The sequence below is a fragment of the Acidovorax sp. Root568 genome, assembly GCF_001427445.1.
GTDB classification, from domain to species: domain Bacteria; phylum Pseudomonadota; class Gammaproteobacteria; order Burkholderiales; family Burkholderiaceae_C; genus Acidovorax; species Acidovorax delafieldii.
Genome location: NZ_LMGP01000001.1, coordinates 191,493 through 211,393, shown reverse-complemented (window position 1 = coordinate 211,393; position 19,901 = coordinate 191,493). Strand labels below are relative to the sequence as shown.

The following is a 19,901-nucleotide window of genomic DNA, read 5'->3' as shown; positions in this document are numbered from 1 at the left end:
CGGATCACGCGGTTAAGGGCAGGTCCAGGTGCCGCCGCTGCGGGTGAATTGCGCGTTGCCGTAGAACAGGGCGTTGCCGTCGCGAGCCAGTGCCCAGGTGCCGCTCAGGCCGCGGGACACGGCGGTCTGTCGCTGCCAGGCACCACCGCTGCGGGAGTACAGCCCGATGTACCAGCCGTCCGCAGCCAGGCCCGGGCAGGTCAAATCGGACGGCTTGAGGTCGAGCTCGGTGGTGGGATGTCCCGGCACGTTGCTCGCGTGCACGGCCAGGGTGCTGCCATCGCTGGACAGCGCGAGGTTGCTGTACACCAGGCCCGTGATATCAGTGCTGCTCACGATACCGGCCGTCAGGCGCGCCTGCTGGGTCCAGGTGCCATTGCTCTGCTGGGCAAACACCCGCACCGCCGGAGTGCTGGCGGTTCTCAGGTCGCCGAGACGCCACCCGTCTTCGTTCATGGCCAGGGTACTGCCGTCGCTCGACAGGGCCATGGACGACACGAACTTGCCTCCCGACTCCACCAAGGCCTGGGGCGTCCAGGCACCTGCATTGCGGGTGTAGGTGGCCACGCCTGACGCCGTGCTGAAGCTCACAGATGCGGCCAGCAGGTTACCGTCTGCTGACAGGGCCAAGAGGCTGGCAAAACTGCTGCTGCAGGGCTGCGCGCAGGCCGCCGGGGCGCTGGGAGCTTCGACCTGGGCCTGAAGGTTCCAGGTGCTGCCGCTGCGCTGGTAGAGGTACACGACCGCTTTGGTGGCGCTGCTGCCGCTGCCCGTCGGCCCGCTGACCTGCACTGCCAGTGTGCCGCCATCGGCCGACAACGCGATCTGGCCCCCAAAATTGGGTTGGTCGTTGCGCAAGACAGCGTGCTGCTGCCACGGCTGCGCACTGCTGCCGCGCGTGAACACGTACACCACGGAATCTGCGGCGTTAATGCTCGGGGAGCTGATGGCGAGCGTGAGCGCATCCTGGGATAGTCTGGGGACAAAATCGGCGCCCAGCGACGACCTCAAAGGCACCCGTCCAGAGGCGAATTCGTGGCTGACGCCGTTGACGATGTCCAGCGACTGGGGCGTGGAAAAGGCGCCACATCCATTGGCGTCGCAGGCGCGCAGCCGGTAGCTCGCGTTGAGGCGCGCCGTCAGGCTGAGCACATCGCGGCCGTAGATGGTGCCCTGCACTTCTGAAGCTCCGACGGCAACGTATTGAAAGCCGGTTCCCGTGGCAGGGTTGTAGTCGGCCAGCTTGGCTTCGGTCAGCGGCCCCGAGCCGTCGGGGTCTGCATGCAGTTCGTAGCGGGTGGCGCCGGGCGTGGCGTCCCAGCGCAGGTATTCGAGGCTGCCGAGCCTGACTTCGAAGTTTGTCGGGGCGGCCAGGGGGGTTGGGGGAGGCGCGTCGGATGACGACCCGCCTCCACAGCCTGCCAAGGCCAGTGCTGCACCGCCTAGTGCCAATGCGGTGCGCACGGTGCGCATGGTTCGAGCGCCCCGTCGGTAGGCGCCTTCCCGGGCAAGGGTCAAGGTGTTGTCATGCATACATGCTCCTTCTTGGAAGTGTGAAGTCGTGTTCTCGTATTCGTAGCGGGAGATTGCAACCTTTGTGAAGGTCTTTCCCCGCTTGCGGGTGCCAGATAGTTTTGTACCTCTGACTATCAAAAGGATAGCTGTGAGTGCCGAACAAATAAGTGCTGCAGTACAGTTTGATACAAATATCGGCCCGTCGTGTCGGTGGATCAGCCCGACCTCCCTGCCTTCAGCGACTGTCCCAGCAGCGAGCCCTGGGCAAAGTCGCTGAACTGTCAGCTCCAGGCATCATCCAAGCCCAGCGATGGCACCGGCAGTAGCTGCGTGCTTTCGCCCACTTGGCCGGGCAGTGTTTTGGCGAGGCTCAGCAGCTAGCCAACCAGGAAACGACGAGGAAGTCGCTGTGTGTTTTCGGGTGGAGGGCGTTGAAACCATCCAAGGGACGCTGCGTGCGTGCGTGCGTGCGGTCCCGGTGCGGTGCCGCCAGGCCACTGCCAGAGGAGGTTGAACAGGCGCTTACACCTACCCACGGTACACTTTGCGCCTTCTGAAACAGGTTACCGCGCTCCTTTTTCCTATCCCCCCTCATGGCCCTTACGACGGCGGCGCAGTCCCGCTCCAGCTTTGACCTCAAGAGCGCCTCGCTGCCAGTGGTGGCGGTGTTGCTCAAGACCACTGACGCCGCCCAGTTCGTAGCCGATCTGGCCGAGCGCGTGGCCGACGCCCCGGGATTTTTTGACAACGACCCCGTATTGATCGACCTGGCGCCCGTGCGTGAGGCCGAAGCACCCATCGACTTTGCCGCCATCGCAGCCGCGCTGCGCCAGCACAACACCCTGCCCGTGGCCGTGCGCGGCGGCAGCACTGCCCAGATGGAGGCTGCGCGCGCCGCGGGGCTGGCCGCCGCACCCGACGCGCCTCCCGCGCGTGCCGAGGCGCCAGCGCCGGTGCAGGAGGTGGTGCGTGAAGTGATCCGCGAGGTTGAGGTGGAAGTGGTCCGCGAAGTGCCCATGCCCGGCCCCGGCACCGTGGTGGTGGACAAGCCCTTGCGTTCTGGCCAGCAGGTCTATGCGCGCGGCGCCGATCTGGTGGTGATGGCCGTGGTGAGCTTTGGCGCCGAGGTGATTGCCGACGGCAACATCCACGTATATGCCCCGCTGCGTGGCCGCGCAATTGCCGGTGCGCGGGGCAACACTGAAGCCCGCATCTTTTCGACCTGCCTGGAGCCCCAGCTGGTCTCCATTGCAGGCATCTACCGCACCACCGAGACCGAGCTGCCTGCCGATGTGCGCGGCAAGCCGGCCCAGGTGCGGCTGGAAGGCGAGAAGCTCCTCATCGAGCCGCTGGCCTGACCCCTTCATTCCCCATTCGTACCAACCCCACAGAGAATCAGCAACACATGGCCAAAATCGTCGTCGTGACCTCCGGCAAAGGTGGCGTGGGCAAGACCACCACCAGCGCCAGCTTTGCCACCGGCCTCGCCCTGCGCGGCCACAAGACCGCCGTGATCGACTTTGACGTCGGCCTGCGCAACCTGGACCTCATCATGGGCTGCGAACGCCGCGTGGTGTACGACCTCATCAACGTCATCCATGGCGAGGCCAACCTGAACCAGGCGCTCATCAAGGACAAGCAGTGCGACAACCTGTTTGTGCTGGCCGCCAGCCAGACACGCGACAAGGATGCGCTCACGCAAGATGGCGTCGAGAAGGTCCTCAAGGACCTGGCCGCGATGGACTTTGAATACATCGTCTGCGACTCGCCTGCCGGCATTGAAAGTGGCGCCCTGATGGCCATGCACTTCGCCGACGAGGCGCTGCTGGTGACCAACCCCGAGGTGTCTTCGGTGCGCGACTCCGACCGTATCCTGGGCATGCTGGGCAGCAAGACCAAGCGTGCGATTGACGGCGGCGAGCCCATCAAGGAACACCTGCTCATCACGCGCTACAACCCCAGCCGCGTGCAGGACGGCCAGATGCTGAGCCTGGAAGACATCCAGGACATCCTGCGCATCAAACTGATCGGCGTGATTCCCGAGTCGGAAGTGGTGTTGCAGTCGTCCAACCAGGGCACGCCCGCCATCCATGCGCAGGGCAGCGATGTGAGCGAGGCATACAAGGACGTGATCGACCGCTTCCTGGGGCAGGACAAGCCGCTGCGTTTCATTGACGCCGAAAAGCCCGGCTTCTTCAAACGCCTGTTCGGGAGCAAATAGCCATGGCTTCTTTTCTGTCCTTCCTGCTCGGCGAGAAGAAAAAAACCGCCAGCGTTGCCAAGGAGCGGCTGCAGATCATCCTGGCGCACGAGCGCAACGGCCGCAATGCGTCCGAGCCCGACTACCTGCCCGCGCTGCAGCGCGAGCTGGTGGCGGTGATCTCCAAGTACGTCAAGATCAACCCCGACGACCTCAAGGTGCACCTGGAACGCCAGGACAACCTGGAAGTGCTGGAAGTCAAGATCGAGCTGCCCGATACCGTGCGTTAGGCAGCCAATGCCACCGGGCCACGCACTCCCATCGCGCCCCGGTATCGCCCCAGACCCTGCCCCGCAACCCTGCGCGGCAGGGTTTCTTTTTGGGCCGGCGTGGCCTGATTTGGCCTGACAATTGCTAGATGTACTAGGGTAATCCCTAATCTCTCGGCAACAAGGCTCCTGTGGACACAACCTGGAAACTCAGCTGGCAGCGTGCACGCAACCACGAAGGCGTCACGCGCGGCGCGCGTGCCTTGGTGGCCCTGGCCGCCGTGCTGGCCTATGGCTGGTGGGCCGACTGGCAGGCCGAGTTGATGCCGGTGCTGCTGGGCGTGATCGCCAGCGCGCTCACCGAAACCGACGACAGCTGGCGCGGGCGCCTGCGTGCGCAGTGCCTGGCGCTGGCGTGTTTTGGCCTCATGGCGGGGGCCGTCTGGGCGGCGGTGTCGTGGCCCTGGGTGCTGATGGGGGTGATGGCGCTGCTGGCCTTCGGCATCACCATGCTGGGGGCGCTGAGCGAGCGCTACCGCGCCATTGCCTTTGGTTCGCTCATCCTGTTCATCTATGCGGGGCTGGCCGCCCACAGCAGCCGTGCGGGTGCGGGTGACGCCATCCCCCGCATGCTGGCGGGTGCGGTCTGGTACGGCGTGGTGTCGGTGCTGTGGCATGCCGTGCTGCCGCGTGCACCGGTGCGCTACCGCCTGGCCAAGCTCTACGCCATGCTGGGCGAATACCTGCGCCTGAAGGCGCTGTTGCTGGAGCCGGTGCGGGATGTGGACCTGGAGCGCCGCCGCATGGCGCTGGCACTGCACAACGGCCGCGTGGTAGACGCCCTCAACGCCACCAAGGAGAGCCTGATCAGCCGCATGGGTGCGGGCGCACCCCCGCTGTGGCTGCAAACGGCCATGCACCAGTACCTGGCTGCGCAGGACGTGCACGAGCGCGTGAGTTCGTCCCACGAGCATTACGACCTGCTTGCCCAGTCGTTCTTTCACAGCGACGTGCTGTACCGCTGCCAGCGCGTGCTCACGCTGCTGGGCGAACAGGCGCTCAAGCTGTCGGTGGCCATCGAGGCGCAGTCGGTGCCCCAGCACTGGGGCGTGACGGCCCGTGCCATCGAGGACATGCAGGCCGCCGTGGCGCACCTGCAGTCCCAGGCGCAGCCCGCCGGTGCCGCGTCCCTTCCCGCCCAGTCCCGGGCGTTGCGGTCACTGCATGCGTTGGCCGACAACCTGACCGCGCTGGCCGGGGTGTTTGCCGGTGCGCTGGCGCTGCCAGCTGGCAACGCCGAAGTGGCGGTGGACCACGCACTGTTTGACCGCGAGCCCCGCAGCCTGCGCGATGCCTGGACACGCCTGCGATCGCATTGGCAGCTGCAGTCTCCCTGGCTGCGCCACAGCCTGCGGCTGAGCCTGTCCCTCATGGTGGGCTTTGCCCTCATGCAGGCCACGGCCGATCCGCACGGATACTGGATCTTGCTGACCATCGTGTTCGTGAGCCAGCCGCAGTACGCGGCCACGCAGACGCGGCTGATGGAGCGCGCCAAGGGCACTGCCATGGGGCTTGCACTGGGGTGGGCGGTGATCCAGCTGTTTCCGGGCGAGCTGGTGCAGGCCGCCTTGCTGGTGCTGGGGGGCGCGGTGTTTTTTGGGGCGCGGCACACCCGCTATACCTTGGCTACGGCGGCTGTCACCACCTTGTTGCTGCTCAGCTTTCACCAGATGGGCGCGGCCAGCGGCGTGATCTCCGCGCGCCTGCTCGATACCGTGGTCGGCTGCGTGATCGCCGCCGTCGCCTCATGGCTGGTGCTGCCGTCGTGGCAGTCGCGCCACTGGCCCCGGCTGGCCGCCCAGGTGCTGCAGACCCAGGCGTTGTACCTGCGGGAGATTCTGGCGCAGTACCAGGGTGGCAAGTGCGACCATCTGGCCTACCGCCTGGCCCGGCGCAATGCCCACAATGCGGATGCCGCACTGTCCAACTCGTACAGCGCCATGCTCAAGGAGCCCTTGCATGTACGTGGCAACGCCGAGGTGGTGGGGCATTTCCTGTGCCTGTCGCACACCCAGCTCAACTACCTGTCGGCCCTGGGTGCCCAGCGCGGTGGTGCGGCGGCCCAGCCCATGGACGAGGCCACGCGTGAGCTGGCGCAAAGCCTGCTGGCGTCCCTGCAGCAACTGGCGCTGGAGCTGGGGCGCGCGCAGCAGTCAGGCCGGGTGCGCAAGTCCCACAGCGCCCCGGCAGTGGCCCAGGTGCTGCGCGAGTGGGGCACGGTACCGGCAGCGCCCAGTGCGCACAGCCTCATGGCGGCGCAGCTGCAGCTGGTGGGCAAGGTGTTCCCGCAGCTGCAGGCGCAGGCGCGCCAGCTGGTGACCACGGAATAACCTGGGTGGAGTGCGGCGCGCGAATGCTGCCGCAGCCGGGTCAGCGTGCGTGCTTGGCGAACTTGCCCGCAAATGCCTGGGCAATGCTCAGCCCGCGTTGCCCCGAGACCAGCGTGGCGGTCTGCCCGGCGACGATGGTGCCAGGCCGGTCCACCGCCAGGTAGTAGCCGCAGCAGCCCGCCACCGCCATGGCGCGGCCGGCCTGGGCAAAACCCATCACGGCATTGAACTTGAAGCAGGGCTCGCGGGGGGCCGTCACGCGCAGCACGCAGTCCGGGAAATGCCACTCGTCGCCCACAAACACCTCATGCTCCAGCGGTCCGTCAATGGTGAGGTTCTCGCCCATGAAGCCTGGTGGCAGCGCCTCGTCGAACAGGCTCACGCCCCGCTCGCGGCGTTGGGCCTGCCAGAACGCATAGTGCGCAGCGGGGTAGGCATACACCGCCTTGGCCAGACCGCCGTGCACGCTCAGGTCGGCCTGCTCGTCGCCCGCCAGCCCCAGTGGGCCCACAGCCACGGGGTCGGTGACGGATGTTTTGCCGATGGCGGTGAGCACCGACCGCTCGCCCACCTTCAGGCGGCGGGCGGAGCCGACGTTCACGTGGCGTACGACGATGAAGGGCGCCGTCACAGCGGGTGCTCGGTGTAGAACTTGCCGCCGTGGTACAGCAGGGGCGACGCGCCCTCGCGGTGCTCGCAGCGCTCCACCTCGCCCACGAAGATGGTGTGGTCACCCTCCTTGTACTGGCTGCGGTTGAAGCACTCGAACGTGGCGGCGGCACCGGCCAGCAGCGGCGCGCCGCTGATACCGGGGCGGTGCTCCAGGCCGGCCCAGCGGTCGATGCCGCGGGTGGCGAACCGTTCGGCCAGGTCTTTCTGGTCCGCTGCCAGCACATGGATGGCGTAGTGTGAGCCGTTGGCAAACGCCGGCATGGTGCTGGCGCCATGCGACAGGCTCCACAGCACCAGCGGGGGCTCCAGCGACACCGAATTGAACGAGCTGGCCGTGAGCCCCACCAGTTCACCCGCGGCATTGCGGGCGGTCACGATGGTCACACCCGTGGCGAACATGCCCAGCGCATTGCGGAATTCGCGGGTCGAAAAGCTCGGCGGCAGGGCGAGGGCGGGGCGGGGGAGCGATGGGTTCACAAAAGCGGCGCCAGCGGTGGCGGCGTGGGGGCAAGCAACAGGACCTATTATCAGGCGCCACCCTCCGCCGCGCTGTTGCGGGGTTTACTTCTGCTTTTCACCGCATGGCTGCACTGCTCCCTACCTTCACCACCCTCGGCTCCGGCCCCACCGTGCTCATGCTGCACGATGCCGACGGCGACCACCTCACCTTTGCGCCCCAGGTGGAGACCCTGGCCACCGCTGGCTACCGGGCTGTGGCCTGGGACATGCCAGGTTATGGCCGCAGTGCGCCCGTGGAGCCCTACACCTTCAAGGCACTGGCACAAAGCTGCCTGGCGCTGATCGATGCGCTGCGCTGCGGCCCCGTCACGCTGGTCGGCCACGGTATGGGCGCCATGGTGGCGCTGGAGGCCGCCGTGCGGGACGTGTCCAAGGTGCGCCGCATGGTGCTGTGCGCGGGCGGTCCGGCGCTGGATGCCCAGGCCGTGCAAGACTGGGTGGCACCGCGCGAGCAGGCCCTCAAGGCCCTGGATGCGGGTGGCAGCATGGAACAACTGGCCCAGACCCTGGTGCCGCAGTGCATCGGCACCGGCGCCTTGCCTGAAGGTGTGCGGCTGGCGGGCCATGCGCTGGGCCAGGTGTTCCCGGGCGCTTACCGCCGCGCCCTGGAGGCCCTGCCCACGTTTGACCGGGGTGTCGCCGCGCTGGCGCACCTGGCCATGCCGGTGCTGCTGGTGGGCGGTGATCAGGACCGGTGCACACCCCCCGCAGCCTTGCAGGCGCTGGCCCAGGTGTTGCCCGATGCGCAGACGTTGCTGCTGCCGCATGTGGGGCATTGGCCCCAGCTGGAAGACCCCGAGGGGTTTGACGCTGCGCTGCTCGATTTTCTGGCCCACCGGCGCACGCTGCACTGACCCTTTTGATCTTGGCTCGCCTGGCCGCCGCGCCCGGGCATGAACGCTGCCTTCTTTCTCCATGTTGTTTGCCCTCAAGAAAATTCTGTCTGCGCTGCTGTTGCCGCCGGTGTCCAGCATCGTGCTGGCGCTGTTTGGTCTGTGGCTGGCGCGGTACCACCGTCGCACTGGCAACACGCTGGTGGTGCTGTCGCTGTTGTCGGTGCTGGTGTTGTCCTGGCCGCCGGTGTCGGACGCGCTGGTAAGCAGCCTCGAGCGCTACCCCGCCGTCACGCCGCGCCAGTTGCCCGAGGCGAAGGTGCAGGCCATCGTGGTACTGGGTGGCGGCGCCGACACCGTGGCGCCCGAATACGGGGTGGACGTGCTCAGCCGCGGCGCACGCGAGCGGGTTCGCTATGCCGCCTACCTGCAGCAGCAGACCGGCCTGCCCATTCTGGCCACGGGGGGCTCGACGGGCGGCACACGGGCCGAGGCCCTGGTGATGAAGGATGTGGTGGAGCGGGAGTTCAAGGGCCGCGTGCGCTGGACCGAGGTGGAGTCCCTCGACACCCGCAACAACGCCGAAAAATCGGCTGTCCTGCTCAAGGCCTCGGGCATCGAGCGCATTGCGCTCGTCACCCACGGCTGGCACATGGTTCGGGCGGCGAAGGACTTTGAACACGCCGGGCTGCAGGTGCTGCCTGCGCCCATGGGCTTCAAAGGGGGGCAGTCACGCAAGCTCTATCGCGTGCTGCCCCGCGCCTCGGCCCTGTCCGACAGCAGCCTGGCGCTGCACGAGTGGCTGGGCATAGTGGCCCAGCGTGCTTCGCTGGACCGCTGAGAGCTCGTTGACGATCCCCTGCGAGATCGTCCACAGGCTCTCAGATCAGCCTGCAGCGGGTGTGACCAGGAAGCGGCTGGCCGCCTCCACCGCCTGCGCATCGGCCTGCACGGCGCCCGGGGGGCCGCCCTTGCCCCACACGGCGCCGCCCCAGGTCATGGACAGGAACTGCGCACACAGCGCCACCGAATCGATCATGGGCTGGGCCTTGGTGCGGTCGCCGCTGGTGGTGATGAGCGACAGCGTCTTGCGGCCCATGGCGTCCTTGAAGTCCACGCCTGGCACACGCATCCAGGCACTCCAGTGGTCGAGGTAGGTTTTGAGCGGCGAGGGGATGCTGTACCAATACACCGGCGCCACCCAAACGATGTGGCTGGCGGCCAGCGTGGCGTCCAGCAGGGTTTTCATGTCGCCCTCGGGGGGGGCGTAGGTGCCGCTGGTGTGGCGCTGGTCCACAAAGGGCGGCAACTGCATGCGCGCGAGGTGGTGCCAGGTTTGCTCCGTGCCCGCGGGCAGGGCGGCGGCGGCCTGCCGCGCCAGCCATTCGGTGTTGCCGAGGTGGCCGGGTTCGCGGGTGGAGGTGGTGAGGAAGAGGTAATGGGGTGCAGACATGGCCGGCATCGTAGCGGCACCGGCCCGTGTCTGCAGGCGCAAGGTGGGCGCCGCCCCTCAGGCCGGGACCACAGCGCGCGGCGCGCGCACGGCTTCGGCACCCAGAAAACCAAAGTTCATCGCGGGCTGCTCGCCGCTGATCAGCTCGGCCAGAGCCTTGCCCGAGCCCGCACCGTGCGTCCAGCCCAGCGTGCCGTGGCCCGCGTTGACCCAGAGCTTGCCCACGCGGGTGCGACCGATGAACGGGATGTTGGTGGGCGTGGCGGGGCGCAGGCCGGTCCAGTACTGCGGGTTGCCGCCTTCCTCGGGCGTGCGGGTGTCGCACACGCCGGGCAGGATGGCCTCGATGCGGCGCGAGAGCATGTGGCAGCGGGCGCGGGCCAGCGAGCTATCGAGGGTCAGGTCCCAGCCATTCAGTTCAATGGTGCCCGCCACGCGCAGGTGGTTGCCCAGGCGGCTCATGGCGATCTTCTTGCCGTCGTCGATGGTGGAGACCATGGGCGCGCCCTCGGGCTTGAGCAGCGGGAACGTGGCGCTGTAGCCCTTGCCAGGGTAGATCGGCAGGTCCACTCCCACGCTGCGCAGCAACGGTGCGCTGTACGAGCCGCAGGCCACCACGATGGCGTCCGCCTTCAATATGAAGTCTTTTTTGCCGCTTGCGCTAGTGGAATTTGGCATGACTGCTACTGAATCAATAGCATTACCAATCTTGTTCAGCCGCAGCACATCGTGGCCGTACAGGAACTGCACGCCACGCGCTGCGCAGCGGCGGGCCAGCTCCTGGGTGAAGACCCGTGCATCGCCGCTCTCGTCGGTGCTGGTGTAGGTGCCGCCGGTGATCTTGTCGCCATAGGCCTTGAAGGCCGGTTCGATCTGCAGCAGCTCGTCGCGGCTCACCAGGCGGCGCTGTACGCCGTGCTTGCGCATCAGTTCGACCGCATGGCCTGCGGCGTCGAAGGATTTCTGGTCGGTGTAGAAGTGGGCAATGCCGCGTTCGAGCCGGTTGTATTCGATGCCCGTGGTTTTCACCAGGTCCTTCAGAGCCGCATGGCTGTAGGCGCCCAGCGCCACAATCTGCTGCACATTGCGCTCGAACGCCGCGTCGTTGCACTGCGCCAGGAACTGCAGGCCCCAGCGCCATTGCTGCCAGTCCATCTGCGGGCGAAACAGCAGCGGCGCTTCCTTGTCGAACATCCACTTGAGCGCCTTGAGCGGCGCCTCGCGGTTGGCCCAGGGCTCGCAGTAGCTCACCGAGATCTGCGCCGCGTTGGCAAAACTGGTTTCGAGTGCTGCATCGGGCTGGCGGTCGATCACGATGACTTCGTGACCGCGTTCCAGCAGGTGCCACGCCGTGCTGATGCCGATGATGCCGGCGCCGAGAACAATGGTTTTCATATGCGGAATGCCTTGTGAGCCTTTGCGTGCCACACGCCCCAGTGCGGGACACGATGTGGCGCAGTGTGCGCGACATTGCATTCAACTAAAAGCAAAATTAAACTTACTCCAAAAACATCAGCGCACCTAATGAATAGCGCTGCGGAGACAACCCTCTTTTGTTCGAGTCCGAGACCATGAGCACCTACGATCCCGCCGCCCTGGAATGCCTTGCCGCCATCGTCGAAGAGGGCGGCTTCGAGCGCGCCGCGCAGCGCCTGAACGTCACGCAGTCGGCCGTCTCGCAGCGCCTGCGCGCGCTGGAGGCGCAGGTGGGCTCGGTGCTCATCGTGCGCAGCCGCCCGCTGCGGCCCACCTCGGCCGGGCAGCTGCTGCTCAAGCACACCAAGCAGATGCGCCTGTTGCGCGCCGACCTGGAGCGCGACCTGCAGGAGCTGGCGCCCAGCGCGCCGGGGGGCTCGCGCGAAGACGAGCGCATCTCGATCGCCATCAACGCCGACAGCATCGCCACCTGGGCCATGGGCGCGCTGCACGACCTGGTGCGCCAGCGCCTGCCGCTCGAAATCATCGTGGACGACCAGGATTTCACGCAGGAATGGCTGCGCTCGGGCCAGGTGCTGGGCTGTGTGACCACGCTCAAGCAGGCGCTGCGTGGTTGCAAGATGGTGCCGCTCGGCGCCATGCCCTATGTGGCGGTGGCGTCGGCCAGTTACGCGCAGCAGTATCTGCCGCAAGGGCTGACGCCCCACAACTTCCGCGACGTGTCGTTTCTGTCGTTCAACCGCAAGGACGACATGGCGGCCGAGTTTGTGGCCCGTGCGTTCGGGCTCAAGCGCGTGGCGCTCAACCACCTGTTTGTGCCGGGCTCTGAGGCGCAGATGCGTGCGGTGGCCGCTGGCTGGGCCGTGGGGGTGATGCCCGAGCTGATGGCGCGGCAGGCGCTGGCCGACGGCAGCATGGTGGACCTGGCCCCAGGCCGCTCACTGCCGATCCAGCTCTATTGGCATTGCTGGAACCTGGAGTCCGAGCTGCTGGATGCATTGTCGGCAGCGCTGACGGGCGCCGCGGCCCAGGCGCTGGTGTCCTGACACGGCCTTGCTGTTCGCCACATGCGGGGCGCAAGGCACGGTTTGTGCTGTCAAAAACGTGAACGACGTAGTTGCATTGCAACTTAGTCATTTATTTTTTTACTGCAATGTATAAAATGGACGCCATGCAAACGCCGCAACCCAAAGTCTCTTTCAAGGAGCAGATGCATCAGGCCCGCGAGGATGCCATCCTCCAGTCCGCCTGCCGCCTGCTGGGCGAAAAAGCCTTCGACGCCATGACCATGGACGACGTGGCCAACGCCGTCGGTATCGCCAAGGCCAGCCTGTACAAGCATTTCTGCAGCAAGGAAGAGCTGTGCAGCGCCGCCATGGTGCAGATCCTGGGGCGCGTACAGGCTTATCTGGCAGGGTTGCCGGCCGACATGCCCCCGCTGGAAAAGCTGCATGCGCTGGTGCGCTGGTCGCTGGAGCGCCTGCTGACCAACGAGATGCCCCTGCTGCCCAGCCGCAACTCCACGCTGCGTGCGGTGCTCATGGCCAACAAGGACTACCTGAACGGACTGGTGGCCGTGAGCGACCAGATCGGTGAATGGATCACCGAGGCCCAGGCCCAGGGGGTGATCAGCCCCACGCTGCCACCGCTGGTGGTGCTGTACACCCTGTATGCGCGTGCGTGCGACCCGGTGGTGAGCTTCCTCAAGGAAGGCGGGCAGTACTCGGACGCCGAAATCGTGGACCTGGTGGTGCGCACCTGTTTTGACGGCCTGGCGGCGCGTTGAGCCGGGCGGCTTCATAGGCCACACAGCAAAAAGCCCGGCACGCCGGGCTTTTTGCTGTGTGGGTGCTGCGCCGGTGGGGCCGCGCAGCACCTGGGGCCCTGTCACTTCGGCAGGATCACCTTGTCCACCACGTGGATCACTCCATTGCTGGTGAACACGTCGGTGGCCACAATGCTGCTGGTGCGCATGTTCTGGTCGGTGATCACCAAGCTGGAGTTGATGGTGAAGGTCTGGCCCTGGACGGTGGTGATGGCGGTGTTCACAGGCACTTCGGCCTTGAGCACGCGCGCGGGCACCACGTGGTAGGTCAGCACCTGGGTCAGCAGGGTCTTGCTGGCCAGCAGCGCGTCCTTGGTCACGCCCAGCTCGGTCAGCAGCGCCGCAAACGCCGCGTTGGTGGGGGCAAACACGGTGAAGGGGCCAGCGCCTTGCAATGTGCTCACCAGCCCGGCGGCCACCACGGCCTCGACGAGGATGCTGAAGTCAGGCAGGGCCGAGGCCGTGGCCACGATGTCCTTGTCGGCAGGCAGCAGCACCTTGTCCACCAGATGCACCACGCCGTTGCTGGCCTGGATGTCGGTGCTGGTGATGGTGCTCACGCGGTTGCGGCCGTCGGTGATCTTCAGGCCGTTGTTCGACTCGATCTTGAAGAAGCCGCCCGACACCGGCGTGATCGCCTTGCCCAGAGGCACATCAGCCCGCATCACCTTGCTGCCCAGCACGTGGTAGGTCAGCACGGCGGTCAGCAGGGGCTTGTTGGCCAGCAGCGCTTCCTTGGTCACGCCCAGTTCGGTCAGCAACGCCGCAAACGCCGCGTTGGTGGGCGCGAACACGGTGAGCGTGCCTGTGCTCAGCGTGGGCGCCAGGCCGGCTGCGACCACGGCTTCGACCAGGATGCTCAGCTCGGGGGTGTTTTGCGCCAGTTCGACGATGTTGCGCTGGGGTTCGTCGTCGCTGCCCCCGCAGGCCTGCAACAGGGTGGTGCTGGCGCCCAGGGCGGCGGCCATCAGGACGGTGCGGCGATTGAATACGGTGTTCATGGCGGCTTCTCCTCGTGAATGGATGGTGGGTGAAAAGAGCGGTGGTGCCAGTGGCTTACTTGGGCATCAGCACCGTGTCGATCGCATGGATCACGCCGTTGCTGGCGGCCACGTCGGCGGCGATGACCTTGGACTGGTCCACCATCACGCCCATGTTGGTGGTGACGGTGAGTTCCTGGCCTTGCACGGTCTTGACCTTGCCCGCCTTCACATCCTTGGCCATGACCTTGCCGGGCACCACGTGGTAGGTCAGCACCTTGGTCAGTGCGGCCTTGTCAGCCAGCAGGCCGTCCAGCGTGGCCTTGGGGATCTTGGCGAACGCTTCGTCGGTGGGGGCAAACACTGTGAACGGGCCGGGGCCCTTGAGGGTGTCCACCAGACCGGCGGCCTGCACGGCGGCTACCAGGGTCTTGAAGTTGCCCGCCTTCACGGCGGTATCGACGATGTCTTGCGCCATGGCGCTGAAGGTGGCGCCAGCGGTCAAAGCGAGTGCAATCAGGGTCTTCTTCATGGGTCGTTCCTCTCGGTTTCGATGGAAATGACACGCCAAGATGGGCGTGGCGCGAATGTATAACCATTTGGTACGAAAGTAAACTAATTGGTTATTCAATAACCATTCAGTCGTAACGAGATGAAAAAAAGCCCTGCACGGCAGGGCTTTGGGGTGGGCGTTGCGCCGTTGCGCGCTGTGGACCTGTGCGTTCAGCGAACGATCAGCAGCGGCACCTTGCTGTGGGCCAGCACCTGGGTGGTCACCGAACCCATCACCAGCGTGGCGATGGCGCCATGGCCGTGCGAGCCCATGACCAGCAGGTCGAACTTGCCGGTGTCTGCCACCTTGGCAATGGTCTCGCCCACCGCGCCGACCTTGACGCTGCGCTTGGCATCCACCCCGTGGCGGCCCAGGAACTTGCACACCGGGGCGAGGATTTTTTCGGCTTCTTCAGCGTGGTAGTTGTCGACCACTTCCTTGCCCAGCGCGGCGCGTGCACGGGGAGGCAGCGGGGCCTGCACCGTCAGCACGGTGTAGGTGTGGGTGCCGCCCAGCAGTTCTTCGTGGGTGGCCAAGTAGGCCAGCATTTTCTTGGTGTAGGCGCTGCCATCGACAGCAAGCAGGATGTTCATGGTGTTCTCCGAAAAAGGATGAAGCAGACTACTCTGCGCGGGTGCCTGTTGTCTTGACCTGGGTCATGTTGTTCTGTTCGGCGCGTGGCGGATTCGTACGAACCGCGCACCGATCATACGGTGACCATGCAGCGCGGCTGAAACGCTATCTGCTCGCCCTTGCGCGCATAACCCAGCGGGTTGGCCACCACCCGGCACTGCCAGGCGGAGCCATCGCTGTGCGTGCCCTGGGCGGTGTAGTCGCTGGGCGCATGCAGGTGGCCGTGCAGCCACAGCGGGGTGTACATCAGCAGGTCGTCCAGCGCGTTGCAAAACCCCGCCGTGCCAGGCACCAGGCCGTAGCGGGGGTCGGCGCTGCGCAGGCTGGGCGCAAAGTGGGTGACAACCACGGTGGCACCGTCAAATGGCTGCTGCAGCGCATCGCGCAGCCACTGCTGGCAGACCAGCGCCTGATCGCGCATGGGTTCGGCCAGAAACGGCTCCGCGTGGCGCGTGCCGCCGGTCTTGCGCAGGTAGAAGTTGGCCGCGCGAAAGGCCTTGTCGCGCAGCTTGAGCCGGCGCGTGAGGTCGGTGGTGCCCTCATGGTCGGCCAGCGCGTCGAAATCGCTCCAGAGCGTCGTGCCGACAAAGCGCACGCCTTGCAGCACCAGGGTTTCACGTTCGAGCCACGCAATGCCCAGGCGGTCGCAGGTCCGGCGCAGCCGCAGGTGCGCGGCATCGAAGTCCTGGGCGTCGTACTCATGGTTGCCGGGCACAAACAGCACGGGGGTCGGCCAACCTGCATATTGGGACAATGGCGAAAACCGGGCCAGGCCGAAGTCGTCGTCGTCCAGTTGAGAGCCCTGCTGGTAGGAGCCCACGTCCCCCGCCAGCACCAGCACATCCGCGCCAAGGGCGGGCTCGGGCACAAAGTGGGGGTGTGCCTCCAGATGGAGGTCGGACAAAAGCTGGATATTCATCAGCCGTGCAGTCTAAGGCGTGCCGTGCAGGTCCTGCCCCGGAAAGGTGCGCCGTGCTGACCGTGCAAGCGCCTGCAGCAGCCAGGTCATTGCAGCCTGCTGGGGGCCGCGCCGGCGCCACAGGGCATCCACGTGCACGGCGGGCACGTCCAGCGGCAAAGCCCGTTGCACCAAGGCGTCGGCGATGCCGGTCACTGGCACAAAGTGGCGCGGCAGCACGGTCAGCAGGTCCGAGCCCGACACCACCCGACCGGCCGTGAAGAATTGGTTGACCGTGATCACCACCTTGCGCTCGCGGCCCAGCGACGCCAGGGCTTCGTCGATGAAACCAAAGGGCCGGCCCGAAAAACTCACCAGCATGTGCCGCGCAGCGCAGTAGGTGTCCAGTGTCAGGGGCGCGTCGGCCAGAGGGTGGCCCTGGCGCATCACGCACACGTATTCGCCGTCGTACAGCCGGCGGCTTTCAAAGGCGACCACGCCGCCTGATTGCGCCCGCGCGGTGAGGTCGGCCAGTGCCGCTGGAAAGTAACCCACAGCCATGTCGGCCGCCTCTTCTTCGAGCAGACGCCGGGGGTCGCGCGTGGTCAGCGGCAGCACGCGGATGGAGATGCCGGGGGCTTCGCGCTCGATGATCTCCACCAGGGCCGGCACCAGCGTCGCCGCCGTGGCATCGGCCATCGCCAGCACAAAGGTGGACTCCGCCGTTGCCGGGTCAAAGTGCCCCGGCGCCAGGGACTCCTGCAAATGGGCCAGCGCCTCGCGCACGGGCGGCCACAGGGCCAGCGCACGTGGTGTGGGCTCCACCCCCTGGCCGCTGCGCACCACCAGTTCATCGCCCACCACATCGCGCAGGCGCCGCATGGCATTGCTGACGGCCGGCTGGGTGATAGACAGCTTGTGCGCAGCCCGGGTGAGGCTGCGCTCTGCCATCACCTCGTCAAAGACGCGCAGCAGGTTCAGGTCCAGGGAGCGGAAGTTCAAGGGAATCATGGTCACCCGAGAGCATATTCATCACTGATATGAATATCAATGATTCAAAATATAAACTTGAACATGCAAAGGGTAAACCCTAATATCACCCCATCGCCCGGCAATCTCGCCACAAGCGTTAGAAAAGGGAAACCGAAATGACCGCCTTTGCACACGTTGAGTACCCCACCGAACACCCCGGCGTTGTCCGCGCCGAAAACGCAGCCGCCGCTCTGAAGAGCGCTGCCGCCCATTTTGACGGCGCGCGTGGCGCAGCCTCCCTGCTGTTGGCCGCCGTGGTCTCCGCGCTGCTGGTGGTGGCCAACCAAGTCATCGACACCTGGACCGAAGGCCACCTGCTGGCTGCCTGGATGGTGCTGTGGCTCGTGGCCTTTGCGGCCCTGGCGCTCCTGACCAGCCCCGCCCGCCGCGCCGGTGTTGCGCTGCGCGGCACTGCGCTGGCATGGGCTGAAAGCCGCCGCCGCGCTGCTGAAGATCAGCGCACCTGGCAAGTCGCCCTGAAGGACCCACGGATCATGGCTGAACTGAACCATGCCATGGGCATTCCCACGGTGAACAGCATCCGCAAGTACTACTGAAGCATTTGCGCGGCGCACGCTGCGCAGAGACTCCCATTCAAAGCCGTGGCCAACGCCACGGCTTTTTTTATGCCCCGTTGCGCCCCGCGTGCAGTCTGTTCTTGCAGTGTCCGCACGAAAAAAAAGCCGCCCCGCAAGGGCGGGACGGCTTTGAATGGTCAGCTTCCTTGACTGAACGTCGCAGCGTCAGGCTGCCAAACGCTTTTGCAGTTGCGCCTTGGTATCGAGCAGCGCCTTTGGCAGGTGGTAAGCCAGCTGTTCGAAGTGCGCATCGTGCAGCTTGAACTCTTCGGCCCAGGCCGCCTTGTCGATGCTGGTCACGGCGTCAAACTTCTGGGCGCTGAAGTCCAGGCCCGTCCAGTTGATCTCTGCGTACTGCGGGGCCATGCCGAACATGGTTTCCTGGCCTTGGGCCTGGCCTTCGATGCGGTCAATCATCCACTTGAGCACGCGCATGTTGTCGCCATAACCGGGCCAGACGAACTTGCCAGCCTCGTCCTTGCGGAACCAGTTCACGCAGAACACCTTGGGCAGCGCCTTGCCGGTGGCGGCAATCTTGCCTTCCATGTTGAGCCAGTGCTGGAAGTAGTCGCTCATGTTGTAGCCGCAGAACGGCAGCATGGCGAACGGGTCGCGGCGCACCACGCCCTGGGCGCCAAACGCAGCGGCAGTGGTCTCGGAGCCCATGGTGGCAGCCATGTACACACCTTCGGTCCAGCTACGGGCTTCGGTCACCAGCGGCACCGTGGTCGAGCGACGGCCGCCGAAGATGAAGGCATCGATGGCCACGCCATTGGCGTCGTCCCACTGGGCGTCCAGTGCGGGGTTGTTGGTGGCAGCCACCGTGAAGCGCGAGTTGGGATGGGCGGCCTTGGCGCCGGTTTCCTTGGCGATCTGGGGCGTCCAGTCCTTGCCTTGCCAGTCGATCAGGTGGTCGGGCAGCTTGCCCGTGTCCTTTTCCATGCCTTCCCACCACACGTCGCCGTCGTCTGTCAGGGCCACGTTGGTGAAGATCACGTCCTTGTCCAGGCTGCGCATGCAGTTGGGGTTGGTGTGCATGTTGGTGCCGGGAGCCACGCCGAAGTAGCCAGCCTCGGGGTTGATGGCGTACATCTTGCCGTCGGCATGGGGCTTGATCCAGGCGATGTCATCACCGATGGTGGTGACCTTCCAGCCGGCAAAGCCCGCCTCGGGCGGCACCAGCATGGAGAAGTTGGTCTTGCCGCAGGCGCTGGGGAAGGCTGCTGCCACGTGGTACTTCTTGCCTTGGGGGTTGGTCACGCCCAAGATGAGCATGTGCTCGGCCAGCCAGCCCTGGTCGCGGCCCATGGTGGATGCGATGCGCAGGGCCAGGCACTTCTTGCCCAGCAGCGCGTTGCCGCCGTAGCCCGAGCCATAGGACCAGATCTCGCGCGTTTCGGGGTAGTGCACGATGTACTTGACCTTGGGGTTGCAAGGCCAGCTGGTCGTGTCCTTCTCGCCTTCGGCCAGGGGCGCGCCCACGGTGTGCATGCAGGGCACGAACTCGCCTTCCACACCCAGCACGTCGTACACGGCCTTGCCCATGCGGGTCATCAGGCGCTGGTTCACGGCCACGTAGGCGCTGTCGGTCAGCTCCACGCCGATGTGGGCGATGTGGCTGCCCAGTGGGCCCATGCTGAACGGCACCACGTACATGGTGCGGCCCTTCATGCAGCCGTCAAACAGTGGCTGCAGCGTGGCGCGCATTTCAGCGGGAGCCATCCAGTTGTTGGTGGGGCCGGCGTCTTCCTTGGCGGCCGAGCAAATGTAGGTACGGTCTTCCACACGGGCCACGTCCGATGGATCGGACCAGGCCAAGAAGCTGCCGGGGCGCTTGGCGGGGTTCAGCTTCTTGAATGTGCCAGCATCGACCAGCTGCTGGCACAGGCGGTCGTACTCTTCCTTGGAGCCATCGCACCAGTAAATGGTGTCGGGTTTGCACAGGGCGGCCATGTCGGCCACCCAGGCGAGCAGCCGGGCGTTTTTGACGTAAGCGGGGGCGTTGAGATTCAGGCCCTGCATCGTGGGTGCGTTCATCGGGGAGCTTCCTAAGTTGAAAAAACGTTTTTTCAAAGGAAGCGGACCGGGCGGGTCACGGCGAGGCCTGGCGCAGT

20 protein-coding genes are annotated in these 19,901 nt (G+C 65.9%); 9 read left to right on the top strand and 11 right to left on the bottom strand.

Annotation, left to right across the window (positions count from 1 at the left end; genetic code table 11):
• Positions 1–12 precede the first annotated feature (12 nt).
• Positions 13–1,533, bottom strand: coding sequence for a hypothetical protein (locus ASD75_RS00965; protein WP_156400921.1), 1,521 nt, complete (start codon positions 1,531–1,533; stop codon positions 13–15).
• 575 nt (positions 1,534–2,108) lie between these two features.
• On the opposite strand from ASD75_RS00965, the gene minC reads away from it, so the two are divergent.
• The 4 genes from minC to yccS all read left to right on the top strand — a co-directional run bounded on the left by minC (position 2,109) and on the right by yccS (position 6,374).
• Positions 2,109–2,873: a septum site-determining protein MinC gene (gene minC, locus ASD75_RS00960; protein WP_056057065.1), complete on the top strand. Its 765-nt coding sequence runs from the start codon at positions 2,109–2,111 to the stop codon at positions 2,871–2,873.
• 47 nt (positions 2,874–2,920) lie between these two features.
• Positions 2,921–3,736, top strand: coding sequence for a septum site-determining protein MinD (minD, locus tag ASD75_RS00955; RefSeq protein ID WP_056057067.1), 816 nt, complete (start codon positions 2,921–2,923; stop codon positions 3,734–3,736).
• Between the two features lie 2 nt (positions 3,737–3,738).
• A complete protein-coding gene (minE, locus tag ASD75_RS00950) occupies positions 3,739–4,005 on the top strand; it encodes a cell division topological specificity factor MinE (RefSeq protein WP_015011987.1) in 267 nt (88 codons plus the stop codon).
• A gap of 170 nt (positions 4,006–4,175) precedes the next feature.
• Positions 4,176–6,374 (top strand): YccS family putative transporter, encoded by a 2,199-nt coding sequence (yccS, locus tag ASD75_RS00945; RefSeq protein WP_056742358.1) that lies wholly within the window; start codon positions 4,176–4,178, stop codon positions 6,372–6,374.
• A gap of 40 nt (positions 6,375–6,414) precedes the next feature.
• On the opposite strand, the gene ASD75_RS00940 is transcribed toward yccS, so the two are convergent.
• Positions 6,415–7,005 carry an MOSC domain-containing protein gene (locus ASD75_RS00940; protein ID WP_056742356.1) on the bottom strand — a complete coding sequence of 197 codons (591 nt, stop codon included), beginning with the start codon at positions 7,003–7,005 and terminating at the stop codon, positions 6,415–6,417.
• The gene (locus ASD75_RS00935) at positions 7,002–7,523 is read right to left on the bottom strand and encodes a flavin reductase family protein (RefSeq protein ID WP_015011990.1); all 522 of its coding nucleotides are present in this window, start codon (positions 7,521–7,523) and stop codon (positions 7,002–7,004) included. The genes ASD75_RS00940 and ASD75_RS00935 overlap by 4 nt, the downstream gene beginning before the upstream one ends.
• Positions 7,524–7,627: 104 nt before the next feature.
• Between ASD75_RS00935 and ASD75_RS00930 the strand changes: the two genes are divergently transcribed.
• Together ASD75_RS00930 and ASD75_RS00925 are read left to right on the top strand one after the other, a co-directional pair.
• Positions 7,628–8,419, top strand: coding sequence for an alpha/beta fold hydrolase (locus ASD75_RS00930; protein ID WP_056742354.1), 792 nt, complete (start codon positions 7,628–7,630; stop codon positions 8,417–8,419).
• A gap of 61 nt (positions 8,420–8,480) precedes the next feature.
• The gene (locus ASD75_RS00925; protein WP_056742352.1) at positions 8,481–9,239 is read left to right on the top strand and encodes a YdcF family protein; all 759 of its coding nucleotides are present in this window, start codon (positions 8,481–8,483) and stop codon (positions 9,237–9,239) included.
• A gap of 45 nt (positions 9,240–9,284) precedes the next feature.
• Here ASD75_RS00925 and ASD75_RS00920 read toward each other — a convergent pair whose 3' ends face one another.
• A complete protein-coding gene (locus ASD75_RS00920; RefSeq protein WP_056742350.1) occupies positions 9,285–9,860 on the bottom strand; it encodes a flavodoxin family protein in 576 nt (191 codons plus the stop codon).
• 48 nt (positions 9,861–9,908) lie between these two features.
• A complete protein-coding gene (locus ASD75_RS00915) occupies positions 9,909–11,246 on the bottom strand; it encodes a D-amino acid dehydrogenase (protein WP_056742348.1) in 1,338 nt (445 codons plus the stop codon).
• A gap of 176 nt (positions 11,247–11,422) precedes the next feature.
• On the opposite strand from ASD75_RS00915, the gene ASD75_RS00910 reads away from it, so the two are divergent.
• On the top strand, positions 11,423–12,334 hold the full coding sequence (locus tag ASD75_RS00910; protein ID WP_056057711.1) for a LysR family transcriptional regulator ArgP: 912 nt from the start codon (positions 11,423–11,425) through the stop codon (positions 12,332–12,334).
• Positions 12,335–12,450: 116 nt separating this feature from the next.
• Positions 12,451–13,074: a TetR/AcrR family transcriptional regulator gene (locus tag ASD75_RS00905; RefSeq protein WP_082564834.1), complete on the top strand. Its 624-nt coding sequence runs from the start codon at positions 12,451–12,453 to the stop codon at positions 13,072–13,074.
• Between the two features lie 101 nt (positions 13,075–13,175).
• Here the strand turns inward: ASD75_RS00905 and ASD75_RS00900 are convergent, their stop codons facing one another.
• The 5 genes from ASD75_RS00900 to ASD75_RS00880 all read right to left on the bottom strand — a co-directional run bounded on the left by ASD75_RS00900 (position 13,176) and on the right by ASD75_RS00880 (position 17,188).
• A complete protein-coding gene (locus ASD75_RS00900) occupies positions 13,176–14,114 on the bottom strand; it encodes a fasciclin domain-containing protein (protein ID WP_056742346.1) in 939 nt (312 codons plus the stop codon).
• A gap of 55 nt (positions 14,115–14,169) precedes the next feature.
• Positions 14,170–14,625: a fasciclin domain-containing protein gene (locus ASD75_RS00895; RefSeq protein WP_056057084.1), complete on the bottom strand. Its 456-nt coding sequence runs from the start codon at positions 14,623–14,625 to the stop codon at positions 14,170–14,172.
• A gap of 191 nt (positions 14,626–14,816) precedes the next feature.
• Positions 14,817–15,239, bottom strand: coding sequence for a universal stress protein (locus tag ASD75_RS00890; RefSeq protein ID WP_015011999.1), 423 nt, complete (start codon positions 15,237–15,239; stop codon positions 14,817–14,819).
• Positions 15,240–15,352: 113 nt separating this feature from the next.
• Entirely contained in the window at positions 15,353–16,198 is an 846-nt protein-coding gene (locus tag ASD75_RS00885) for a metallophosphoesterase (RefSeq protein WP_056742343.1), read from the bottom strand.
• A 12-nt stretch (positions 16,199–16,210) separates the two neighbouring features.
• Complete coding sequence (locus tag ASD75_RS00880; protein WP_056742341.1) at positions 16,211–17,188, bottom strand: LysR family transcriptional regulator; 978 nt, start codon at positions 17,186–17,188, stop codon at positions 16,211–16,213.
• A gap of 137 nt (positions 17,189–17,325) precedes the next feature.
• On the opposite strand from ASD75_RS00880, the gene ASD75_RS00875 reads away from it, so the two are divergent.
• Positions 17,326–17,766, top strand: a complete 441-nt coding sequence (locus tag ASD75_RS00875) for a hypothetical protein (protein ID WP_056057089.1) — start codon at positions 17,326–17,328, stop codon at positions 17,764–17,766.
• A 186-nt stretch (positions 17,767–17,952) separates the two neighbouring features.
• Here ASD75_RS00875 and ASD75_RS00870 read toward each other — a convergent pair whose 3' ends face one another.
• Positions 17,953–19,824, bottom strand: a complete 1,872-nt coding sequence (locus tag ASD75_RS00870; RefSeq protein ID WP_056742339.1) for a phosphoenolpyruvate carboxykinase (GTP) — start codon at positions 19,822–19,824, stop codon at positions 17,953–17,955.
• Between the last annotated feature and the right edge of the window lie 77 nt (positions 19,825–19,901).

Excerpts from the sequence above, each read along its gene's own strand:
- ASD75_RS00965 (WP_156400921.1), bottom strand. The coding sequence starts at position 1,533 with ATGCATGACAACACCTTGACCCTTGCCCGGGAAGGCGCCTACCGACGG.
- minC (WP_056057065.1), top strand. The coding sequence starts at position 2,109 with ATGGCCCTTACGACGGCGGCGCAGTCCCGCTCCAGCTTTGACCTCAAG.
- minD (WP_056057067.1), top strand. The coding sequence starts at position 2,921 with ATGGCCAAAATCGTCGTCGTGACCTCCGGCAAAGGTGGCGTGGGCAAG.
- minE (WP_015011987.1), top strand. The coding sequence starts at position 3,739 with ATGGCTTCTTTTCTGTCCTTCCTGCTCGGCGAGAAGAAAAAAACCGCC.
- ASD75_RS00930 (WP_056742354.1), top strand. The coding sequence starts at position 7,628 with ATGGCTGCACTGCTCCCTACCTTCACCACCCTCGGCTCCGGCCCCACC.
- ASD75_RS00925 (WP_056742352.1), top strand. The coding sequence starts at position 8,481 with ATGTTGTTTGCCCTCAAGAAAATTCTGTCTGCGCTGCTGTTGCCGCCG.
- ASD75_RS00920 (WP_056742350.1), bottom strand. The coding sequence starts at position 9,860 with ATGCCGGCCATGTCTGCACCCCATTACCTCTTCCTCACCACCTCCACC.
- ASD75_RS00915 (WP_056742348.1), bottom strand. The coding sequence starts at position 11,246 with ATGAAAACCATTGTTCTCGGCGCCGGCATCATCGGCATCAGCACGGCG.
- ASD75_RS00910 (WP_056057711.1), top strand. The coding sequence starts at position 11,423 with ATGAGCACCTACGATCCCGCCGCCCTGGAATGCCTTGCCGCCATCGTC.
- ASD75_RS00905 (WP_082564834.1), top strand. The coding sequence starts at position 12,451 with ATGGACGCCATGCAAACGCCGCAACCCAAAGTCTCTTTCAAGGAGCAG.
- ASD75_RS00900 (WP_056742346.1), bottom strand. The coding sequence starts at position 14,114 with ATGAACACCGTATTCAATCGCCGCACCGTCCTGATGGCCGCCGCCCTG.
- ASD75_RS00895 (WP_056057084.1), bottom strand. The coding sequence starts at position 14,625 with ATGAAGAAGACCCTGATTGCACTCGCTTTGACCGCTGGCGCCACCTTC.
- ASD75_RS00890 (WP_015011999.1), bottom strand. The coding sequence starts at position 15,239 with ATGAACATCCTGCTTGCTGTCGATGGCAGCGCCTACACCAAGAAAATG.
- ASD75_RS00885 (WP_056742343.1), bottom strand. The coding sequence starts at position 16,198 with ATGAATATCCAGCTTTTGTCCGACCTCCATCTGGAGGCACACCCCCAC.
- ASD75_RS00880 (WP_056742341.1), bottom strand. The coding sequence starts at position 17,188 with ATGATTCCCTTGAACTTCCGCTCCCTGGACCTGAACCTGCTGCGCGTC.
- ASD75_RS00875 (WP_056057089.1), top strand. The coding sequence starts at position 17,326 with ATGACCGCCTTTGCACACGTTGAGTACCCCACCGAACACCCCGGCGTT.
- ASD75_RS00870 (WP_056742339.1), bottom strand. The coding sequence starts at position 19,824 with ATGAACGCACCCACGATGCAGGGCCTGAATCTCAACGCCCCCGCTTAC.